Raw genomic sequence first — 20,326 nt, 5'->3', positions numbered from 1 at the left:
GACTTACTTTGTGTCAAAGGCGTAAACGATTCGCGTTGAGTAAACTTCGCCCGGCAATAAAGTGGTGCTTGGGAAGTCAGCCTGATTCGGCGAGTCGGGATAATGTTGCGGCTCCAGACACAGAGCACCACGGAAAATATGCTGCTGGCCAAAGCCTTCGGTAGCCCCTTCCAGGAAGTTCCCTGAATAAAACTGTACTGCTGGCTCTTCGGTGAGTACCCGCAGAACCCGGCCTGAGGTAGGCTCGTAAACGGTAGCCGCTTCGATTAGCTCATTGTCTACCTGTTCTTTTAACACGTAGTTATGGTCGTAGCCTTTACCCAGCGCCAGTTGCTCGTTGTCGGCTTCAATATCGCGGCCAATGGCTTTAGGTGAGGTAAAGTCGAAAGGGGTTCCTGCCACCGGAGCAAGCTCGCCCGTGGGGATCAGGCCACCGTCTACCGGCGTGATATATTTACCGTTGATTTGTAGTTCGTGATCTAAGATGGTGCCTTTGCCAGCCAGATTGAAATACGAGTGCTGGGTGAGATTCACTACGGTTGGTTTATCGGTGGTAGCGATAAATTGCATATCCAGCGTATTGTTGTTGGTCAGCGTGTAAGTGACTTCGGTAGTCAGCTCACCCGGGTAGCCCTGATCGCCGTCCGGGCTTACCAGCGTCAGCGTAACACCAGCACTGTTAGCAGTTGCAAACGGGGCCATTTTCCAGACTTTCTTATCAAAACCCTGCACACCACCGTGCAGATGGTTGTCGCCATCATTGGTAGCAAGCTGATACTTGGTACCGTTTAAGGTAAATTTGCCATCTTTGATACGGTTACCATAGCGGCCGATCAGCGCGCCAAAATATGGGTTGCCATTTTCATATTCTTCAATGGTTTCCATGCCGTATACAATGTTTCCCAGCTCGCCATTGGCATCCGGGGTAACGATACGGGTAATAATGCCGCCGAAGCTGATCACTTCAACTTCCACATTATTGCTGTTCTTAAGAATGACTTTTTCAACCGGGGTCGCGTCGCTCAGCGAACCAAACGCGCTAACGGTAGCACTGGGAGTGGTAGTCATAGATTGTCCTTGCTTGTCGGCCATAACCTGGTTGGCACAGCCAAATGTCAGTGTTAGTACTCCGGCCAGCAGCCATTTGGCCTGTTTACCGGAGCGGGAGAAAAACGCAGGGCGAACCCCGGAGAAAGATAACGATGGCATAATTTACATTCCCATAATAATTTTTATACTTTTATATTACAATTAACATAGGAAATGCAAGTCTATCAGACCTGAATTTCGCCGTTGTTAACCATAATACAGTCCATTCCCGCATCCTCGGCTGCCTGGCGACCAATCTCGGTATCTTCAAACACCACGCACTCAGACGGCTCAACACCCATTTGCTGCGCAACGGTTAAAAAGGTTTCCGGATGAGGTTTGCCATGGGTAACATCAGTCGCCGTGACTAACGAATCGATGCGCTCAAGAAGGCCATGGGCCGTAAGCAGATGCTCGGCATGGGGGCGCTCGGCACCGGTACCGATACCAATTGCCATTTTAGGGCGATAGTGCTCAAACACAGCCATGGTTGACTCAATGATCACCGGCTCCAGTTTCATTGCTTCCCAGCTTTCGCGCTTATAACGGGCTACTTCCGTAGGATCATGATCCATATTGAATTTGTCATTCAGAATCACCACAGTTTGTCTTGTCGGTACGCCACCCAGTGAATACATGTAATCTAGATCAAAGGGATAACCGTAGTTTTCACAGGTCACCCGCCACGCTTCCATGTGCGCTGGCATAGAGTCTACCAACGTGCCATCCATATCAAACACAATGCCCTTATAAGAGCTTAAGTCGACCATGAGTACTCCTAATCAATCTGTACAAGTCATAAAATAAAATCGCAATGTAACATGCGCTACTTGCGATTATATTACTATGACTGGTATGACAATGATGTTGGCTCATCTTTGCAATGAGCCAACAGGTCGATTAGATACCTTGCTTAAGCTGATAGTAAGCCGCGTTGTAGCGCAGTTCCGACTTGAAGTTGCGCAGGTTGGTATCGCTGTCGATAACGACAGTTTCAACACCAGCCATATCAGCAAAGTCTTCAATGACTTCTGAGCTTAATGCCTGGCTGTACGCAGCGTGGTGCGCACCACCAGCATGGATCCAGGCAGCAGCTGCTACTTCCAGATTTGGCTTAGGCTCCCACAGCGCTGAAGCAACCGGCAGGTGTGGTGTAGTTTCTGGTTGCTCAACGGTTTCTACTTCGTTGATCAGAATACGGAAACGGTTACCCATATCGATTGGCGATACGTTGATAGAAGGACCCGCTTTGGCTGCAAACAACAGACGCGGCACGTCACACTTCACGCCAATGGTATGGCGGTGCAGTTCCAGACGAGGCTTCTTACCGGCAATTGACGGGCAGATTTCCAGCATGTGAGCACCCAGTACCTGATCCACTGAATCAGTGAAGTTATAGGTGTAGTCTTCCATGAAAGAACAACCACCCTCAAGGCCCTGCGCCATCGCTTTCATGGTGCGTACCATAGCCGCTGTTTTCCAGTCACCCTCACCGCCGTAACCATAACCTTTGGCCATTAAGCGCTGAGTGGCCAGACCAGGCAGACCAGTCAGACCAGCAAGGTTTTCAAAACAGTTAGTGAAAGCACCGAAACCACCGTCGATGAAGAATTTCTCCATACCCAGTTCCAGGCGGGCTTCTTTCATCAGGCGATCGCGCTGATAATCGTCAGTCAGCAGTTCTTTGCTAACGTCGTATTCCTGATAGTAAGCGTCCAGTTGCGCTGCTACGTCGCCGTCGCTAATGCTGTTAACCACATCCGCTAAGTCCTGCAGGCCGTAAGCATGCACTTCGTAACCAAAGGTAATTTGTGCTGCAACCTTGTCGCCCTCAGTTACCGCTACGTTACGCATGTTGTCGCCAAAGCGCACCACTTTCAGTGACTTGCTTTCTGCCCAACCTAATGCTGCACGGCACCAGCCGTCAATCTGCGCGACGGTTTTAGGGTTTTGCCAGTGACCAACCACTACCTTACGCTCTTTACGCATACGGCTGCCGATGAAACCAAATTCACGGTCACCGTGGGCACTCTGGTGGGTGTTCATGTAGTTCATGTCGATGCTGCTCCACGGCAGACCGGCGTTAAACTGAGTATGCAGGTGTAACCATGGCTTTTGCAGTTCGTTCAGGCCGGCAATCCACATTTTGGCCGGCGAGAAGGTGTGCATCCACAGGATCAAACCAACACAGTTGGCATCGCTGTTTGCCGCCTGGCAAACCTGATGGATTTCAGCTGCTGATTTTACGGTGTCTTTGTAAACAACTTTAACCGGCAGGTTGTTTTCGTTCAGTCCTGCGGCCAGCGCCTGGCTGTTACCTGCGACTTCTTCAAGTACGCGTGGGCCATACAGATGCTGAGAGCCGGTAATAAACCATACTTCTTTTTGTGCTGTAGTCATAAATCTGTCCTCTATTAATAAAGGGCTTGCAGGTAGAGTTACTCTTGGCCGTAGTAGGCGTTTTTACCGTGCTTGCGTAAATAATGTTTGTCCAATACGGCTTGCTTGAGCACAGCGGCATTGGGATCTAAAGTCCTTGTGAGATAAGCCATTTTGGCAATCTCTTCGAGCAGCGCGGCATGATATACCGATTGTGCTGCATCCTTACCCCAGGTGAATGGCGCATGGCCGGCAACGATTACCATCGGTGCTGCGGCCGGGTCGCGATCCACATAGGCATCAGTAATCTGAACCCCGGTTTCTTCTTCGTAGTCACCGTTTACCTGTTCATCGGTCAGGTCACGGGTACAGGTAATTTCACCATGTACATAATCAGCATGAGTGGTGCCCAGGCAAGGAATGCTCTGGCGCGCCTGTGCCCACGCTGTGGCATAGGTTGAGTGGGTGTGTGTTACACCACCAATCGAGTCAAATGCACGGTAAAGGTGGGTATGGGTTTTGGTATCAGAAGAAGGACGCATGGTGCCTTCCACGATGTTATTTTCCATATCCACGATAACAATGTCTTCCGGCTTCATCTGATCGTAAGACACGCCGCTGGGCTTTATAGCCACCACACCCTTATCCCGATCAACCTGTGACACATTACCAAAGGTGTAAATCACCAGATTACGGCGCTGAAGCTCCATATTGGCTTCATACACTTCCCGTTTTAATTCGGTGTAGCTCATGCTTTACCTCCACTGACATAGTCGCCCAGCGTTTGATAGTTTTGGTACAACTCGTCGTAAATACCGACTTTCGATGCATCCGGCAGATATTGTTTGCAAACAGGCGACGCCATTACCTGCTGAGCTTCGGCGACGGTTGGGTATTCGCCAGCCGCTACAGCAGCCATAATGGCCCCGCCCAGGGCACAACTCTGTTCACTTTCCAGTACGTCGATGGGGCAATTCCACACATCGGCGCAGGTTTGCATTACGTAATCTGATTTTTTCGAAATGCCGCCAATCACGACTACCGAGTTAATGGGTACACCTTCCTCACGGAAGCGTTCGGTAATCGCCCGCGCACCAAACGCAGTAGCCTCCACCAGCGCTTTAAATAATTGCGGGGCATCGGCACCCATTTTGATACCAGTTAATGCCATGGACACAGTTTGGTCGGCATCCGGTGTACGGCGGCCGTTAACCCAATCCAGCGCAGTAATATCTTTGGCACTGACCGGCAGGTTAGCGGCTGCAGCAGACAAGCGCTGTAAGGTCAGCGATTCAATCTTATCTACCAGTTCATCTGCTCCGGATTCCACCAGCTCGTGGAGTAAATTATTGGTTGGCCACAGCACCAGGTTTTTAAACCAGGCATACAGGTCGCCAAACGCTGACTGACCGGCTTCAAGGCCTACCAGGCCAGGAATCACCGAACCATCTACCTGTCCGCAGATACCGCGTACACAGGTTTCACCAATGGTTTCGTAAGAGGTTACCGTGATGTCACAGGTCGATGTCCCCATCACTTTCGTTAGCACGCCTTCGCGAACATTGGCAGCAACCGCGCCCATATGGCAGTCGAATGCGCCATAACCCACTTTAATCCCCACAGGCAGTCCCAGTTTTTCAGACCATTCGGCCGTTAACTCACCGGCGACCTGATCGCTGGTTTGAGTTGCCGGGTTCAGGGTATCCACCAGGCCATCCAGCAGCGGATCAACCGACGTAAAAAAGTCATTTGGCGGGAAGCCGTTCCAGGCTTCGTTCCACATCAATTTATGACCGGTTGCACAACGGCCCATCTGTAATTGTGAAGGATGAGTAGTGCCACACATCAATGCAGTCATCCAGTCGCAATGCTCAACCCAGCTATAGGTAGCCGCTTTAACTGCCGGATCCTGACGGAAAATGTGCAAGGCTTTGGCCCAGTACCATTCTGACGAATAAATACCGCCCATATAGGCCAGGTAGTTAACATCGTTGTTGTTGGCAGCCTTAGTGATTTCGCCGGCTTCTCGCAACGACGTGTGATCTTTCCACAATACGAACATCGCATTGGGGTTTTCTTTAAACTCTTCGGTTAATGCCAGTGGCACGCCTTCCGCATTAATTGCCACAGGTGTAGACCCGGTAGTATCGAAGCTCATGCCAACCACTTTATCAGCCGTACCGGCAGGTACTTTAGACCACAGCGCATTCACCACTTCGACCAGGCTATCCACATAGTCCTGAGGGTGCTGACGATACTGATCTTTGGCAGGCTCGCAATAACGGCCCTGTGCCCAACGCGGGTAATTTACCATATGGCTGGCCAGCTCTTCGCCGGTTGTTACATCTACCAATAAGGCTCTGACCGAATCAGAGCCATAATCCAGCCCTAATGTATAACGAGACATAATATTTTAATTCCACTCACTGCTAACAAAATTAGCCAATAAATTTTAATTGTATGATAATATCAATAATAGGCAAATGTAAAGGTAATATAAAATTAATATTAACAGTATAGCTGGTGAATAAATAGCCAGCGCAGAAGTTGGTACAGTTGCCGACTTACGGCTGTTAAGCGCAACTTCCAAGGCCTGAAAAAACTTACAAACCGTTGAATTTTTAAGAGTGGAAAGAACTATGACTACCCAGTTAGAACAGCTTAAATCTATGACTACTGTGGTTGCCGATACCGGTGACTTTGAAGCGATTGCTTTGTATCAACCACAGGATGCGACGACTAACCCCTCGCTATTGTTAAAAGCCGTGCAAATTGAAAAGTACCGTCCGCTGGCTATCGAAGCGGTAAAATGGGCGAAAGATCAGGGCGCTACCAATGACGTTGCTGCAGTTGCAGCAGACAAACTGGCGGTACTGATTGGCGCTAAGCTCATGGAACAGGTACCGGGTTATGTTTCTACCGAAGTGGACGCGCGGTTATCCTTTGATACCATGGCCACTGTTGAAAAAGCCAATCACCTGCTGGCGCTGTACCGTGATCAGGGCATTGATACCAGCCGCGTGCTGATTAAAATTGCCGCTACCTGGGAAGGTATCCAGGCCGCGCGCATTCTGGAAGCCCAGGGCATTAAAACCAATGTCACTCTGGTATTTTCTTTTGCTCAGGCCCGCGCATCAGCTGAAGCCGGCGCTTTCCTTATCTCACCTTTTGTTGGCCGTATTCTTGACTGGTATAAAGCCGATCAGCCAGATGCTGACTTTAGCGGTGCTAAGGATCCGGGCGTGCAGTCGGTTACCCGTATCTATAACTACTTCAAAGAAAACGGTTATGACACCATCGTAATGGGCGCCAGCTTCCGTAATATCAGTGAAATTCAGGAACTGGCTGGCTGCGACCGTCTGACGATCAGCCCGGGCTTACTGGATGAACTGGCCAACACTGATGCGGACCTGCCGCGTAAGCTGACACCGGTTGATTCACCTAAAGCGGCACCGGCAGCGTTAACCGAGCAAACTTTCCGTTGGGATATGAACGAAGAGGCCATGGCAACGGATAAACTGTCTCAGGGTATTCGCCAGTTTGCTAAAGACCAGGTAACACTGGAAACGATGCTGACTGACCTGGCCAAATAATCAGTCGTACTCATTAAAAAAAAGCGGCTGACAGGTAACTGTTAGTCGCTTTTTATTATACGAATCCCAATAAATATATATTATTTATTAGTGAGTGTATGCCCCTCAATAAAGCGACGAACATCGTTAAACAATTCAACCTTCGCCTCGCCGTTCACGTACATCATGTGCCCACCTTCATAATAGCTATACCAGATTTGCTCTGCGTTGATTGCATGGCGATTAAGGGTATATTCGGCATCAAAAAATGGCGTGACCAGATCGTAATACCCCGAAGCTACCAACACATCCAACTGTGGGTTAATCCGTAATACCTCAGACAAGTAACCCGCCGTAGTAACGTAAGTTGGCTCCCAGGCACTACCGTCTTTGCTGGTACGATAACGCCAGTAACGTCTGAGATCCGGGTCTGCCGGCGACAGGTACTGACGTTCCCAGTCGACATTGAGTGAGTTACGCATATACACCTGCAGGGCGCTGTTAAAGGCAGCCGAGATGGTATCTGATGCTGCATCACGCTTGGTGCTGTCTTCCAGATCGTCGCGCTCTTCGCCTAAGTAACGCGCATCCAGTAAGCCAACGGTTTTGCTTTCATCCCGCAATAACTGTTTAGCGAAGCGGCGCGCGCTGATCCTCAAATCAGCGCGTTCAACGTATTGAGGACTTAAGCCGGTAAAGTAAGCCAGGCGCTCAACCAGCTGGCGTTTTTGTTCAGGCTTTAACCGATTGCCAGCAAACAAACCAGGCAACAATTCGTTACTGGCAAACTGACGCGCCTGCGTCAGAAAAGCCTGTTTATCTTGCGGTACCGGAGTGACTTTACCGTGATACAAAGCGGATGCAGCCATGGTCGGCACATAGGTAACATAGGAGATAATATTATCCGGGATATACGGCGATGAGCCCTGATAGTCCAGCGCCTGTGAAACAAACACCAGCCCGTTAATACTAATCTTCATGTTTTTTTGCAGTATGTTGGCCACATAAGCAGCGCGGGTGGTACCGTAACTTTCACCAAGAATGAAAATCGGCGATCCCCATCGGTTATTCTCAGTCATCCAGGTACGGATAAACTCAGCCATCGACTGCGCATCTTCTTTAAGTCCCCAGAACGCTTTACCTTCATACTCACCGAGAGCCCGGGAATATCCGGTGCCGACCGGGTCGATAAAGACCAAATCCGTGACGTCGATGATTGAGTTGCTTGAGCTCTTAGGTAAATAAGGCGGTAACCCTGGATGGGATGCGTTCGAAGGCACTTCAGCAAAAGCCGGTCCCAGGCCACTCATATGCAGCCATACCGAAGCCGACCCCGGCCCGCCATTCCACACGAAGGTAACCGGCCGTTTGGCTGTTTCGGTTTTATGCTTCGTATATGCAAAGGAAAAAATGCTGGCCTTGGGTTCGCCTTTTAAATCGCGCAGATAGGTCTCGCCCGCAGTAGCCCTGAAAGCAACTTTCTGACCGTTAAACTTACCACTGTGATCAGTGATGAATGCCTGCGGTGCTTCGACAGTGTGCTTTTCATCCTCAGCCTGTGCCGATGTCATCAACAAGCCAATTACCAGTAACCAGTACTTAGTCCCTAATCCAAACCGCATAGTTGCTCCACCTGTTTTTTAGATTTATTGCCATTTAAGTATATAGCGATTAAACCACAATACAGGCCACAAACGACGAGCTCATCCAAACCGATGATGAACATCCGGCTTAGCCGGGTGAAAAATAAGGTGGTCAAACCATCAATAAATGAGTATGTTAATTCCGTTTTAGGATGTCCCACCATTAACAAGGAATGAGCTTTATGAAGTTATTAAAGTCTGCCGCCCTTTTTCTGTTACCTGCTACCGTCTCGGTTAATGCCAATGCTGAATACCTGATTAACCTGGCCGATTTTCCTGACTGGTTCCAACAATCCATGGCCAGAGAAACCAGTGTCGAAACCAGCGGAAAAATGGTTATCGAACGGTTGAATGTCGACGCCCAGGTAAAAGGCAAACCCGTGTTACAAGACAGCGGTAGCACCGACGTATGGTATTACACTATGGATATCGGCTCTGACTCACCGGTGGAATGTTACGCCTTTTTAGAGTTTGATGGCGCAGCCAACTCCCTGCATGCCATTGTGGAACACAGCCTTGGCGGCGCGGAGCAGATTAACGGAAAACCCTTATCCGGGCGTTTCACGCTGGGTCTGGATATGGGTATGATTGGAGACACGCCTTTCCTGCAATTAGACACTTTGTATAACTTAGGCGAAGGCAGCGAAAAGGTTGCCGGCGTATTAAAAGGGTTATCAGCACAGACCAGCCAGAGCCTGCAAATTTGTGTGCATAATGAAATGGGCTATCAGCAGGCCTTCCACGACGTATTCGCCAGTTTTGTAGAGGCTTTTACGGCTAACGATAAGCAACCAGAATTGTATGAAGCCACCTACCGAATGACCATTAATGGTATTCCGGTGGGGTACTCTCAGGAAAAGCACACCATTGATCAGGACGGCGATATTGCAACCGTGTTGCGCGATGCCATGATTACCCCGGTGGACCAGGTAGCGGTATCACGCTCAGATTCGCAAACACTGGAATGGAGCCGCCCCGATGGCTCACTTATTAACGTTCAGGAATATACCATTGAAAATGGCCAGCTGGCTTCACAGTTTGCTATTAGTTCTGCCGAAGATGCCTGGCAGGTAACAGGCCAGATGCAGGGTAAAGAAGTCAGCGCGACTCTGGAATACAACAGCTGGTTATTGTCGAGTTTCGGTAATTACACTGAAACGGCGCTATTGCTGGCCAGCGATGCACCATCAGCCGATTATCATATCTGGCTTTCTGATGCCGACCCAACCTCAGCCTTTTCAGTTACCTTTACCAAAATCGACGAACTGCCCGACGCCAATTTACAATTTGATCTTGGCCCGCTTACCCTTAAATACCTGGCCACAGAGAATGGTTCCTTTGAAAAAGGCTCCATTGCTCAGGGCGGTGCCGAGCTGAAACTTGAAAAAGTGTACAGCAAAGGCCAGCCGGTAATGCCATGAAAAAACTCCTGACCACCCTGGCACTAACGTTTTCAATAAACGTTAGTGCACAGTCAGTGCCTTCACTGGCTGAGATACCGCTGACAATGAGTGCCAGCCAGTCGGGCGCTTTAACGAACGCTATTTACCTGGAGGTAGAAACGCGCCAGGCCGCCTCGCTGGTAAAACATCTGAGCAACTACAGCGGTGTGACCACAGAACAGTTGAGTAATAACACCGTGGCGGTCGGATTAGCCCATCAGCCGATGTTTACCGGCGCGATTCAGAGTAAATATGCGCAGCCCAGTTTTGTTATTGATACCAACGAACCGGCAACCCGGGCATTTATCGAGGGGTTTACCAAAACCCGCACGAATACCGACGAGCTGGAAGCAATCACCGCCTATGTGAGTGAGTACATTAATGAGCCGACCTATATTCATGGGTTCAATCTGGCCTCTACGGTAGCTACGCAACGTTCTGGCGACTGCACTGAGTTTGCCACCCTGACAACGGCTTTGGCGAGAGGTTTAGGCATGCCTGCACGATTAACCATAGGCACGGTGATCACCGCTTATGCTGAATCAGCTGATGCGTTTGGTCATGCCTGGACCGAAGTCTGGTATAAAGGTAAATGGCAGATTATTGATGCCGCGCTGTACGGGGCTGAAGGGCAGCAGTTTTACTATCTGCCTACCGGCATACTCGACAATGAAGGACCCGGTTTTGCCATGTCTTTAATGATGGCATCTTCTTTGTTTCCCAACCGCCTGGAAAATGTACAAAACCTGCAATAAGTGGTAACTAGCGCAGCGCATCTGTTCGGGCAGATGCGCACACACTATGTTACTAAAATCGTACGCTGGTCGACAACGTTATGCTGGCCATCCCACCCGACGTGTAAGCACCGGCGCCAGCCTGAGTCGCCCGAAAGGCCGGGCTACGCACAACCTCAGCGCTCATCCTCTCCAGTATTTTCCAGGTGGGATGGTTGCATTTTATCCTGATACAAATATAATAATGCGAACTATTATCATTTACATTAGGTTTATTAATGAAATACAACGCGATTAGTCTCGCCCTGCTTACTTCTCTTACTTTGCCAGCCGGCGTTGCCAACGCAAACGCAGTACCTGACGATGAGGATATTGAAAAGCTCACGGTTAGCGGCGAGCGCTTAAATAATTACCTGTATGAAAAAGCCGATAGCCTGTCGCGACTGGATTTAGATATTAAGGACCTACCTCAGTCGATCAGTGTAATTGGCGAGGAAATGATTGATGATTTCGCGTTAAATAACATCAATGCGGTACTCGATACCGTCACCGGACTCAACGTAGAGGAAGTCGAAACTGACCGTACTTACTTTACTGCCCGCGGCTTCGACGTGACCAACTTTCAGGTCGACGGTCTGGGATTACCGGTATTAAGCGGCAACGTGCATGGTGATATCGACACCGCCATTTATGATAGGGTTGAGGTGTTACGCGGCGCTAATGGCCTGATGACAGGCACCGGCAGCCCTTCTGCTACTATCAACTACGTGCGCAAAAAGCCCACCGAGAACACGCAAATCTCAGCCCGCGGCCAACTGGGTAGCTGGAATGCCAAGCGCCTCGACATTGATGCATCAGCACCTTTATCAGACTCAGTAGGCGCCCGCGTGGTGGTAGTTAAAGAAGACAAAGAATCATACCTCGACCGCTACGAGTTAGATAAAACCGTGGCTTACGGCGTTATCAGTGCTGCCCTTACCGACACCACTCAGTTAACGGTTGGCGCCAGTCAGCAAACCAGCGATGCCAAAGGCAACATGTGGGGCGCGTTAACCCTGTATTACGCCGATGGTACACCAACCAACTTCGACACCAGTACCAGCACTTCTGCCGACTGGTCGCAATGGGATGTGACCGACACCCGCTATTTCGCGTTTCTGGAACAGCAACTGGCCGAGGGCTGGTCACTTAAAGCGGATTACACGCACATAGAGACCGACGAAGACACACAGTTGTTTTACACTTACGTATCTCGCGATGCGGATACCGGTGTTACGCTGCTGGATCCTGAAACCGGTCTGGGCCTGATTGGCTATGGCAGCGAATATACTCTGGATGATGAGCACGATTATGCCGATATCTATCTGAACGGCCTCTTCGATGCTTTTGGCCAGACACATCAGGTAATGATGGGAGCGAGTTATGCCAAAGTCGCTTACACCGATCAGTCTCTTTATGACTTCCATACCGGCAACGGCTTTCCGTTACTGCCAGCCATGGAAGACTGGACTGGTAACACGCCGCTGCCAGAATTTACCGATGGTGCTACCGGCAGTGATGTAGAAGAAGAACAAACCGCGGTATATTTTGGTGGTAACTTTGCTTTAACCGACAGCTTGTCACTATTAGCCGGCGGACGCTTTAACCAGGTGGAAGTCACCGGTATCTCCTATGGCATCGACGAGACCCTCCATGAAAACGCGTTTGTTCCTTACGGTGGTCTGGTTTACGCCATTAATGACGACATCAACACCTACTTTAGCTACACCGAGGTATTTACCCCACAAACCGAACGGGATGCCAACTTTGACCGCCTCGATCCAATTACCGGTGAGTCAAAAGAGTTAGGGGTTAAAGCGTCTCTGATGGACGGTAATGCATTGCTTACCGTAGCGTATTTCGATATTGATCAGGTAAATGTTGCGGTTGACGATGGCTTTGCCGCCAACCCGGTATCCGGTGTGGAAGAGCAGGTTTACCGCGAAGCAGATGGCCTGAGCTCTAAAGGCTGGGAAGTCGACTTAGCCGGTGAAATTCTGCCCGGCCTGCAAACCAGCCTGGGCCTGACGTTTTTCGACCTCGATGGTGACCAGCTTGTTGCCGATTATACCCCTGAGAAACTGGTTAACGTAAATGCCACCTATCAATTCCAGACATTACCGGCACTCAAAATCGGTACGTCTATTCGCTGGCAGGAAGCCACCTCGCGCAATGTGGGCCAGGTACCTGCCGCTTATGCGAATGCCGGTCAGGACATCGTGATTGAACAGGATGCTTACGCATTGGTGAACATGATGGCCAGTTACACCGTTAACGATAGTATTACCATTATTGCTAACGTGAATAATGTCACCGACGAAAAGTATCTGAAGTCGCTGTATTGGGAACAAGGTTATTACGGTGCCCCCCGTAACTATATGTTGTCAGTAAACTGGCAGTATTAAAAAACAAAAAGGCCGCTTCAAAAATAGCGGCCTTTTTTCTTTCTGGCTGTGGTTATGCCTGTTCGGCAACCGGCTCAAGCTGAGGACCGGCTTTTACCAACTCCCGGCCTTTATCATTCACCGCAAATTGCTCAAAGTTATCAATAAACAACTCTGCGAGATGCGAGGCCTTTTCGTACCACTCATCAGCACTTTCATAAGTATCACGCGGATCCAGAATATCCTGGTCGACCCCTGGCAGCGACGCAGGAACCTGCAGATTGAAAATAGGCAGTGTATGGCACTCTGCCTCTTCAATAGAGCCATCCAGAATACGGTCGATGATAGCGCGGGTATCCTTAATGGAGATCCGTTTGCCGGTGCCATTCCAACCGGTGTTAACCAGATATGCCTGAGCGCCAACCGCGTCCATTTTCGCGACTAACTCTTCGCCGTACTTGGTTGGATGAAGGGTTAAGAACGCTTTACCAAAACAGGCCGAGAAGGTGGGTGTGGGTTCGGTGATACCGCGCTCAGTACCCGCCAGTTTAGCCGTAAAGCCCGACAGGAAGTGATACTGAGTTTGCGCATGATCCAGTTTCGAAACCGGCGGTAACACACCAAACGCGTCAGCGGTTAAGAAAATCACTTTCTTGGCATGACCGCCTTTGGATACCGGCTTCACTATATTTTCGATGTGGTGAATAGGATAAGAAACACGGGTGTTTTCAGTTACCGAGTTATCGTCATAATCCACTACGCCATTGTCATCAACGGTAACGTTTTCCAGCAACGCATCACGGCGGATAGCATGGTAAATATCCGGCTCGCTTTCCGGGTCTAAGTTGATGGTTTTGGCATAGCAGCCACCTTCAAAATTAAACACGCCGTTTTCATCCCAACCATGCTCATCATCACCAATTAAACGGCGGTGAGGATCGGTAGACAGGGTAGTTTTACCAGTACCAGACAGACCAAAGAAGATTGCCACATCGCCCTCTTCGCCCATATTGGCAGAGCAATGCATAGAAGCCATGTTGTTCAGTGGCAGGTAGTAGTTCATCATCGCGAACATACCTTTTTTCATTTCACCACCGTACCAGGTACCGCCGATGACCTGCATTTTTTCGGTCATGTTAAACACGGTGAACACTTCTGAGTTCATACCGTGCTCTTCCCACTTGGGATTGCTGGTTTTAGAACCATTAAGCACTACGAAGTCGGGTTCGCCAAAGTTGGCCAGTTCTTCTTCTGTCGGGCGGATAAACATGTTCTTAACGAAATGCGCCTGCCAGGCCACTTCCATCACAAATCGTACTTTTAAGCGGGAGCTTTCATTGGCACCACAAAACGTGTCAACTACAAACAAACGCTTGCCGGATAACTGTTCTCCCACCAACGCTTTCAGGTCGGCCCAGACTTCCGGGCTAATGGGTTTGTTATCGTTGCGGGCAGCTGGGCTGTCCCACCACATGTGTTCTTTACTGACTTCGTCTTCAACAATGTATTTGTCTTTGGGAGAACGACCGGTAAAGACACCAGTGCTTACTGCCACGGCACCAGACTCGGTCACCACACCACGCTCATAACCGCTTAGATCATCACGGGTTTCCTCGGCAAACAATTGCTCGTAACTGGGGTTGTATATAATTTCGGCGGCATCGTTGATGCCGTATTTCGCTAAGGTTTCGACAGAAATGGCCATTGCCTTTTCCTCCGTGAACGGTTGAAAATTAAATTAGAAAACTTTTCTAAAGGCAACGCTGAACTTATTATTTTTATTTTAGGTTGCAGGGTCTCTTTTAGGTATAACAAAGTTCAGTCAGGGGTACAACTGTAGCGCTATTGACGGTAGTTAACATTGATATGCATCAGTTGAATACGACTAAAAAATAACCAGCTCATTTGTATGATTTATCTATTGTCCGTTATTCCGGTGTTTCCTCATTAAAAAATACTGATTGATACCGCTAGCAGTCTCCACATCTTGTCGGGGTGCCGACTGCACCCAAAGGGGAGATGGCTCCCCTTTGCTCTTCACAACAGCTTTCCTCCAGTTCGTTAATCGCGAAGGAGCATACTGTCACCGGTCAGGTAAAACCTATCGGTCAGAGAGGGCGTCCTGCCCTCCTGACCGGAGCCATCATCCATGATGGCTCTACGCTTTTACTTGTTCTGACCGGTAACAATATTTCGCGATACAAAGAACCAAATGAAAAGCTAAAAAGCGCTAACGCGCCCGTATTCACGTCTACCCATCAGGCAGACGCATCCTACGTCATCCCTGCACACATTTCCTCCGTCATCCCCCGCACGCACCTCCTCCGTCATCCCCGCACGCACCTCCTACGTCATCCCCCGCACGCACCTCCTCCGTCATCCCCGCACGCACCTCCTACGTCATCCCCCGCACGCACCTCCTCCGTCATCCCCCGCACGCACCTCCTCCGTCACCCCAGCACCACCTCCTCTGTCACTCCCACAGCTCCTCTTCCGTCATCCCGCACACAACTCCTCCGTCATCCCCGCACGCACACCCTCCGTCATCCCCGCATGCCTCTGAGCGGGGATCTCCTGAAAAGGTTGTCTAAGCTGATTCAGAGCTATAAGAAGATCCCGGCGTCAGAGTCGGAAGGAGGGTGCATAAAGTGACTGTCCACAAATTAGGGTGCATAAAGTGACTGTCCACAAATTACATCCACAAATTAGTGCACCCTCCGTCATCCCCGCATGCGTCTGAGCGGGGATCCCCTGAAAAGGTTGTCTAAGCTGGTTCAGAACTATTGGGAGATCACGGCTCGGGGGCCGGAATGACTGGATTTTTTAAAATAGTAAGACTGTTTGGAATGTACCGGTCTTCGCGAAGCGAAACCGGGATGCCAACAGGCTCAGGCCTGTTGGCAGCAGAGGATAGTTAATTTAACAATGCAGTGGCTTTGGCTACTACGTTTTCTACGGTGAAACCGAAGTGCTCTAACAGTACGCCGCCCGGTGCAGATTCACCGAAGGTTTGCATACCTACTACATCACCTTCGATACCAACATACTTGTACCAGAAGTCAGTATGGGCGGCTTCGATAGCCAGCTTTGGTACACCAGCTGGTAGCAGTGACTGTTTGTAGGCCGCATCCTGCGCATCAAACTGTTCAGTACTAGGCATAGATACGACTCGTACTGCCACGCCGTCATCTGCCAGCTTAGCCGCGGCATCCACAGCTAAAGCGACTTCTGACCCGGTAGCAATCAGCACGAGTTGCGGGGTACCTGCACAGTCTTTCAGCACGTAACCGCCTTTGGCGACATCGGCTAACTGGCTCTCGCTGCGCGCCATGGTTCTGGTGCCCTGCCGAGTAAATACCAGCGCACTTGGACCCGCTTCTTTGATCAGCGCCTGGCGCCAGGCTTCGGCCGTTTCCACTGCATCACATGGGCGCCATGTAGTCAGGTTTGGAGTCAGGCGCAGGTTAGCCAGCTGTTCGATAGGCTGGTGAGTCGGGCCGTCTTCACCCTGACCAATAGAGTCGTGGGTATAAACGAAAATCGACTTCGCTTTCATTAATGAAGCCATGCGCACAGCATTACGCGCATATTCCATAAACATCAGGAAGGTTGCACCAAACGGCACAAAACCACCATGCAGGGCAATACCATTCATAATGGCGCTCATGCCAAACTCACGCACACCGTAAAACACGTAGTTGCCGGCTGCATCATCCTGAATGCCTTTTGCTTCAGGCCACAGGGTAAGGTTAGAACCCGCCAGGTCGGCGCTGCCGCCAATGATTTCAGGTAGCTGGCCAGCAAAGAAACCAATCGCGTTTTGCGAGGCTTTACGGGTAGCCATGTCTTTCATATCAGCCTGGCACTGACGAATATAAGTGTCGGCCTTTTCGTTCAGATCGGCAGGCACCTGCTGTTTGATTACACGACGCTCAAACTCAGCGGCCAGTTGTGGGTAAGCCGCTGCGTACTCGGCGAACTTAGCTTCCCATTGCTGCTCCGCGGTATTCCCTTTTTCTTTAGCATCCCACTTAGCATAGATATCTTCTGGCACTTCAAACGGCCCGTGCGACCAGTCTAGTTGCTTACGCACTTCAGCGATTTCATCATCCCCCAGCGGCGCGCCGTGACAGTCGTGGCTGCCCGATTTATTGGGTGAGCCGAAACCGATAACGGTTTTACAGCAAATAAGAGTCGGCTTGTCGGTAACCGATTGCGCTTCTTCAATCGCTGCCTGTAATGCCGCCTCGTCGTGGCCGTCCACACCTTTAATCACGTGCCAGCCGTAAGATTCAAAACGCATTGGCGTGTTGTCGGTAAACCAGCCTTCTACATGACCGTCGATAGAAATACCGTTGTCATCCCAGAACGCAATCAGTTTGCCCAGCTTCAATGTGCCGGCCAGTGAACAGGCTTCGTGAGAAATACCTTCCATCAGACAGCCGTCACCCAGGAAACAATAGGTGAAGTGATTAACGATGTCGAAATCATCTCGGTTAAACTGGCCAGCCAGGGTTTTCTCGGCGATAGCCATACCTACGGCATTGGCAATACCAGCGCCTAACGGCCCGGTTGTGGTTTCAACACCGGCAGTGTAACCATACTCCGGGTGACCCGGGGTTTTTGAATGCAGCTGACGGAACTGTTTGAGTTCTTCAATTGGCAGGTCATAGCCACTTAGATGCAGTAAGGCATACTGAAGCATAGACGCATGGCCGTTAGACAGCACGAAGCGGTCACGGTTAGCCCAGTTAGGATTGGCCGGATTGTGTTGTAAAAATTGCTGCCACAATACGGTAGCAATGTCTGCCATACCCATTGGTGCACCAGGGTGACCTGACTTGGCTTTTTGAATTGCTTCCACTGCAAGCATACGAATAGCATTAGCAGCGACTTGAGTTGATACTGACATGAGTGTAAAGACCCTTTGTTACTATTATATTATAAATAATAAAGTGAACTGGTGGTCTAACACAACCTATAAGTTAAAAAAAAGAAGCCTCAATACACTAATCGTTAACAAATGCCTGCTTATGAACACATTTTCAGGGCAAAGTCTGGTTATATTGGGGCAAATCTGTCACGTTATATCAGGCATGTAACGTTTCGGAGCACATTGCCATGACAGATCGCATACAAAGCCTGAATGCCGTTGGCATCCTGGTAGACGACTATGATGAAGCTATCACATATTTTACTGAGGTGCTCCATTTTACGCTCCTCGCCAACGAAAAACATAAAAACGGCTTACGCTGGGTATTGCTGCACCCACCCGGTTTATCCTCCACCGGCATCATGCTCAACCTGGCCCGTTCGAAAATGGATAAGATTGCTGTGGGCAATCAGGCCGGCGATCAGGTGCTCTTTGTTCTGCAAACCAACGATTTCTGGCGCGACTACGAGTTTATGCAAAGCCAGGGCGTAGAGTTCATAGAAGCGCCACGCGATGAAGACTACGGCACCGTAGCCATTTTTGAGGACCTGTATGGCAACAAGTGGGACCTGCTGCAGGTAAAGGATGCCTGATCCAAAGCACGGTTGTTACGCCTTGATACAAATAGCCAGTACCCTGTTTGCCAGGATTGGGGTAAGCTCCATAAGTCAAAATAGTTAGAGGCTGTAAATCATGGAAGTATTACTGGACTATATTCTCACTCCGCAACTGTTCATTCTTATATTTGTGGTGATTTTACTTAAATCATCCATCAAGTTTGTACCACAGAACCGGGCCTATCTGGTTGAACGTTTTGGTAAATACCAGTCAACTAAAGAAGCTGGCCTGAACTTTATTGTGCCCTTTATCGACCGTATTGCTGCCGACCGTTCACTGAAAGAACAGGCGGTTGACGTACCGGAACAAAGCGCCATTACCAAAGACAACATTTCACTGCATGTCGACGGTGTGCTGTATTTCCGGGTGCTGGATCCTTATAAAGCTACCTACGGCGTAGACGATTACGTATTTGCCGTTACCCAGTTGGCGCAAACCACCATGCGTTCGGAACTGGGCAAAATGGAGCTCGATAAAACCTTTGAAGAGCGCGACCAGCTTAATACCAACATAGTTACCTCCATTAACGATGCCAGTGGCCCCTGGGGTATTCAGGTGCTGCGTTACGAAATTAAAGACATCGTGCCGCCTAACTCGGTAATGGAAGCTATGGAAGCGCAGATGAAAGCCGAGCGGGTGAAGCGCGCGCAAATCCTCGAGTCAGAAGGTGATCGTCAGGCCGCAATTAACCGTGCGGAGGGTGCTAAACAGTCAGTGGTACTGGCTGCTGAAGCCGATAAAACTGAACAGGTACTCAAGGCCGAAGGTGAAGCCCAGGCGATTCTGGCGGTAGCCGAAGCCCAGGCCGAGGCATTACGTAAGGTGGGTGAAGCCGCCGATACAGAAGAAGGTCAAAAAGCTATTCAGCTCGATCTGGCTACCAAAGCCATAGAAGCCAAGCAGGCGATTGCCAAAGAGTCGTCCATTGTGTTGCTACCCGACGGTAATACTGAAGCGGCCAGCCTGGTAACGCAGGCCATGGCTATCATCAATAAAATGAACAACAAAGACTAACGCCTATGGACTGGATATACGAAAATGTCACCACGGTACTGGTAGTCACCGGTTTAGCGTTGTTAATCATTGAAGTGGCGATACTGGGTTTTGCCACTTTTGTGCTGTTTTTTGTTGGTTTGGCAGCACTTATCACCGCTGGCATTTTTTATACCGGCGTGCTGGAGGCAACCTATATAAATGCCTTTTTCTGTTGTGCGGTGCTAACCGCTATTATTGCGCTGGTGCTCTACAAGCCGCTTAAGCAAATGCAGCAACAGGTAGAAAAGAAAACAGTGAACGGTGATTTCAACGGCTTGCGGTTTCGCCTGTCAGAGGCAATCACTCCCGAAGCCCCTGGTACCCATAAATACTCGGGTATCAGTTGGTCCGTTCAATGTGATGAGCCTATCGCTGCCGGTACTGAGGTAGAAGTAATCAATGCTGAGGTGGGGATATTTCATGTCCGTCCCGCGGTTGCAAAATAGCCGCAGCGATTC

The 20,326-nt window shown here is 49.8% G+C and carries 15 protein-coding genes; 7 read left to right on the top strand and 8 right to left on the bottom strand.

Going from position 1 to position 20,326, the window contains the following annotated elements:
- Positions 1-3 precede the first annotated feature (3 nt).
- The 5 genes from AC566Q_RS02865 to AC566Q_RS02845 form a co-directional block, all read right to left on the bottom strand.
- Positions 4-1,209, bottom strand: coding sequence for an aldose epimerase family protein (locus AC566Q_RS02865; protein WP_499613435.1), 1,206 nt, complete (start codon positions 1,207-1,209; stop codon positions 4-6).
- Between the two features lie 65 nt (positions 1,210-1,274).
- Complete coding sequence (locus tag AC566Q_RS02860; protein ID WP_499613433.1) at positions 1,275-1,859, bottom strand: HAD family hydrolase; 585 nt, start codon at positions 1,857-1,859, stop codon at positions 1,275-1,277.
- Between the two features lie 130 nt (positions 1,860-1,989).
- A complete protein-coding gene (gene araA, locus AC566Q_RS02855; RefSeq protein ID WP_499613429.1) occupies positions 1,990-3,489 on the bottom strand; it encodes an L-arabinose isomerase in 1,500 nt (499 codons plus the stop codon).
- Positions 3,490-3,527: 38 nt separating this feature from the next.
- Positions 3,528-4,220 (bottom strand): L-ribulose-5-phosphate 4-epimerase, encoded by a 693-nt coding sequence (locus tag AC566Q_RS02850; protein WP_105933752.1) that lies wholly within the window; start codon positions 4,218-4,220, stop codon positions 3,528-3,530.
- On the bottom strand, positions 4,217-5,875 hold the full coding sequence (locus AC566Q_RS02845) for a ribulokinase (RefSeq protein ID WP_499613426.1): 1,659 nt from the start codon (positions 5,873-5,875) through the stop codon (positions 4,217-4,219). Before AC566Q_RS02845 ends, AC566Q_RS02850 begins: the two co-directional genes overlap by 4 nt.
- Before the next feature lie 232 nt (positions 5,876-6,107).
- On the opposite strand from AC566Q_RS02845, the gene tal reads away from it, so the two are divergent.
- Positions 6,108-7,061, top strand: coding sequence for a transaldolase (gene tal / locus AC566Q_RS02840; RefSeq protein WP_499613423.1), 954 nt, complete (start codon positions 6,108-6,110; stop codon positions 7,059-7,061).
- Between the two features lie 80 nt (positions 7,062-7,141).
- Here the strand turns inward: tal and AC566Q_RS02835 are convergent, their stop codons facing one another.
- Complete coding sequence (locus AC566Q_RS02835) at positions 7,142-8,662, bottom strand: S10 family peptidase (RefSeq protein WP_499613421.1); 1,521 nt, start codon at positions 8,660-8,662, stop codon at positions 7,142-7,144.
- Between the two features lie 203 nt (positions 8,663-8,865).
- Here AC566Q_RS02835 and AC566Q_RS02830 point away from each other — a divergent pair, with 203 nt between their 5' ends.
- From AC566Q_RS02830 to AC566Q_RS02820, 3 genes are all read left to right on the top strand, one after another.
- Complete coding sequence (locus AC566Q_RS02830; RefSeq protein ID WP_499613418.1) at positions 8,866-10,104, top strand: hypothetical protein; 1,239 nt, start codon at positions 8,866-8,868, stop codon at positions 10,102-10,104.
- A complete protein-coding gene (locus AC566Q_RS02825; RefSeq protein ID WP_499613414.1) occupies positions 10,101-10,880 on the top strand; it encodes a transglutaminase-like domain-containing protein in 780 nt (259 codons plus the stop codon). The genes AC566Q_RS02830 and AC566Q_RS02825 overlap by 4 nt, the downstream gene beginning before the upstream one ends.
- A gap of 257 nt (positions 10,881-11,137) precedes the next feature.
- Complete coding sequence (locus AC566Q_RS02820) at positions 11,138-13,303, top strand: TonB-dependent siderophore receptor (RefSeq protein WP_499613411.1); 2,166 nt, start codon at positions 11,138-11,140, stop codon at positions 13,301-13,303.
- 52 nt (positions 13,304-13,355) lie between these two features.
- Here the strand turns inward: AC566Q_RS02820 and pckA are convergent, their stop codons facing one another.
- Both pckA and tkt read right to left on the bottom strand, forming a co-directional pair.
- The gene (gene pckA / locus AC566Q_RS02815; protein ID WP_499613405.1) at positions 13,356-14,987 is read right to left on the bottom strand and encodes a phosphoenolpyruvate carboxykinase (ATP); all 1,632 of its coding nucleotides are present in this window, start codon (positions 14,985-14,987) and stop codon (positions 13,356-13,358) included.
- Positions 14,988-16,196: 1,209 nt separating this feature from the next.
- A complete protein-coding gene (gene tkt, locus AC566Q_RS02810) occupies positions 16,197-18,194 on the bottom strand; it encodes a transketolase (RefSeq protein WP_499613400.1) in 1,998 nt (665 codons plus the stop codon).
- A 209-nt stretch (positions 18,195-18,403) separates the two neighbouring features.
- Here tkt and AC566Q_RS02805 point away from each other — a divergent pair, with 209 nt between their 5' ends.
- The 3 genes from AC566Q_RS02805 (at position 18,404) to AC566Q_RS02795 (ending at position 20,314) form a co-directional block, all read left to right on the top strand.
- Positions 18,404-18,808 carry a VOC family protein gene (locus AC566Q_RS02805; RefSeq protein WP_499613397.1) on the top strand — a complete coding sequence of 135 codons (405 nt, stop codon included), beginning with the start codon at positions 18,404-18,406 and terminating at the stop codon, positions 18,806-18,808.
- Between the two features lie 100 nt (positions 18,809-18,908).
- Positions 18,909-19,847, top strand: coding sequence for an SPFH domain-containing protein (locus AC566Q_RS02800; RefSeq protein WP_499613395.1), 939 nt, complete (start codon positions 18,909-18,911; stop codon positions 19,845-19,847).
- 5 nt (positions 19,848-19,852) lie between these two features.
- Positions 19,853-20,314, top strand: coding sequence for an NfeD family protein (locus AC566Q_RS02795; RefSeq protein ID WP_499613390.1), 462 nt, complete (start codon positions 19,853-19,855; stop codon positions 20,312-20,314).
- The last annotated feature ends 12 nt before the right edge of the window (positions 20,315-20,326 follow it).

The organism is Alteromonas sp. H02 (assembly GCF_059682525.1).
This window is presented reverse-complemented; position numbering and strand designations above follow the sequence as displayed.

Excerpts from the sequence above, each read along its gene's own strand:
- AC566Q_RS02865 (WP_499613435.1), bottom strand. The coding sequence starts at position 1,209 with ATGCCATCGTTATCTTTCTCCGGGGTTCGCCCTGCGTTTTTCTCCCGC.
- AC566Q_RS02860 (WP_499613433.1), bottom strand. The coding sequence starts at position 1,859 with ATGGTCGACTTAAGCTCTTATAAGGGCATTGTGTTTGATATGGATGGC.
- araA (WP_499613429.1), bottom strand. The coding sequence starts at position 3,489 with ATGACTACAGCACAAAAAGAAGTATGGTTTATTACCGGCTCTCAGCAT.
- AC566Q_RS02850 (WP_105933752.1), bottom strand. The coding sequence starts at position 4,220 with ATGAGCTACACCGAATTAAAACGGGAAGTGTATGAAGCCAATATGGAG.
- AC566Q_RS02845 (WP_499613426.1), bottom strand. The coding sequence starts at position 5,875 with ATGTCTCGTTATACATTAGGGCTGGATTATGGCTCTGATTCGGTCAGA.
- tal (WP_499613423.1), top strand. The coding sequence starts at position 6,108 with ATGACTACCCAGTTAGAACAGCTTAAATCTATGACTACTGTGGTTGCC.
- AC566Q_RS02835 (WP_499613421.1), bottom strand. The coding sequence starts at position 8,662 with ATGCGGTTTGGATTAGGGACTAAGTACTGGTTACTGGTAATTGGCTTG.
- AC566Q_RS02830 (WP_499613418.1), top strand. The coding sequence starts at position 8,866 with ATGAAGTTATTAAAGTCTGCCGCCCTTTTTCTGTTACCTGCTACCGTC.
- AC566Q_RS02825 (WP_499613414.1), top strand. The coding sequence starts at position 10,101 with ATGAAAAAACTCCTGACCACCCTGGCACTAACGTTTTCAATAAACGTT.
- AC566Q_RS02820 (WP_499613411.1), top strand. The coding sequence starts at position 11,138 with ATGAAATACAACGCGATTAGTCTCGCCCTGCTTACTTCTCTTACTTTG.
- pckA (WP_499613405.1), bottom strand. The coding sequence starts at position 14,987 with ATGGCCATTTCTGTCGAAACCTTAGCGAAATACGGCATCAACGATGCC.
- tkt (WP_499613400.1), bottom strand. The coding sequence starts at position 18,194 with ATGTCAGTATCAACTCAAGTCGCTGCTAATGCTATTCGTATGCTTGCA.
- AC566Q_RS02805 (WP_499613397.1), top strand. The coding sequence starts at position 18,404 with ATGACAGATCGCATACAAAGCCTGAATGCCGTTGGCATCCTGGTAGAC.
- AC566Q_RS02800 (WP_499613395.1), top strand. The coding sequence starts at position 18,909 with ATGGAAGTATTACTGGACTATATTCTCACTCCGCAACTGTTCATTCTT.
- AC566Q_RS02795 (WP_499613390.1), top strand. The coding sequence starts at position 19,853 with ATGGACTGGATATACGAAAATGTCACCACGGTACTGGTAGTCACCGGT.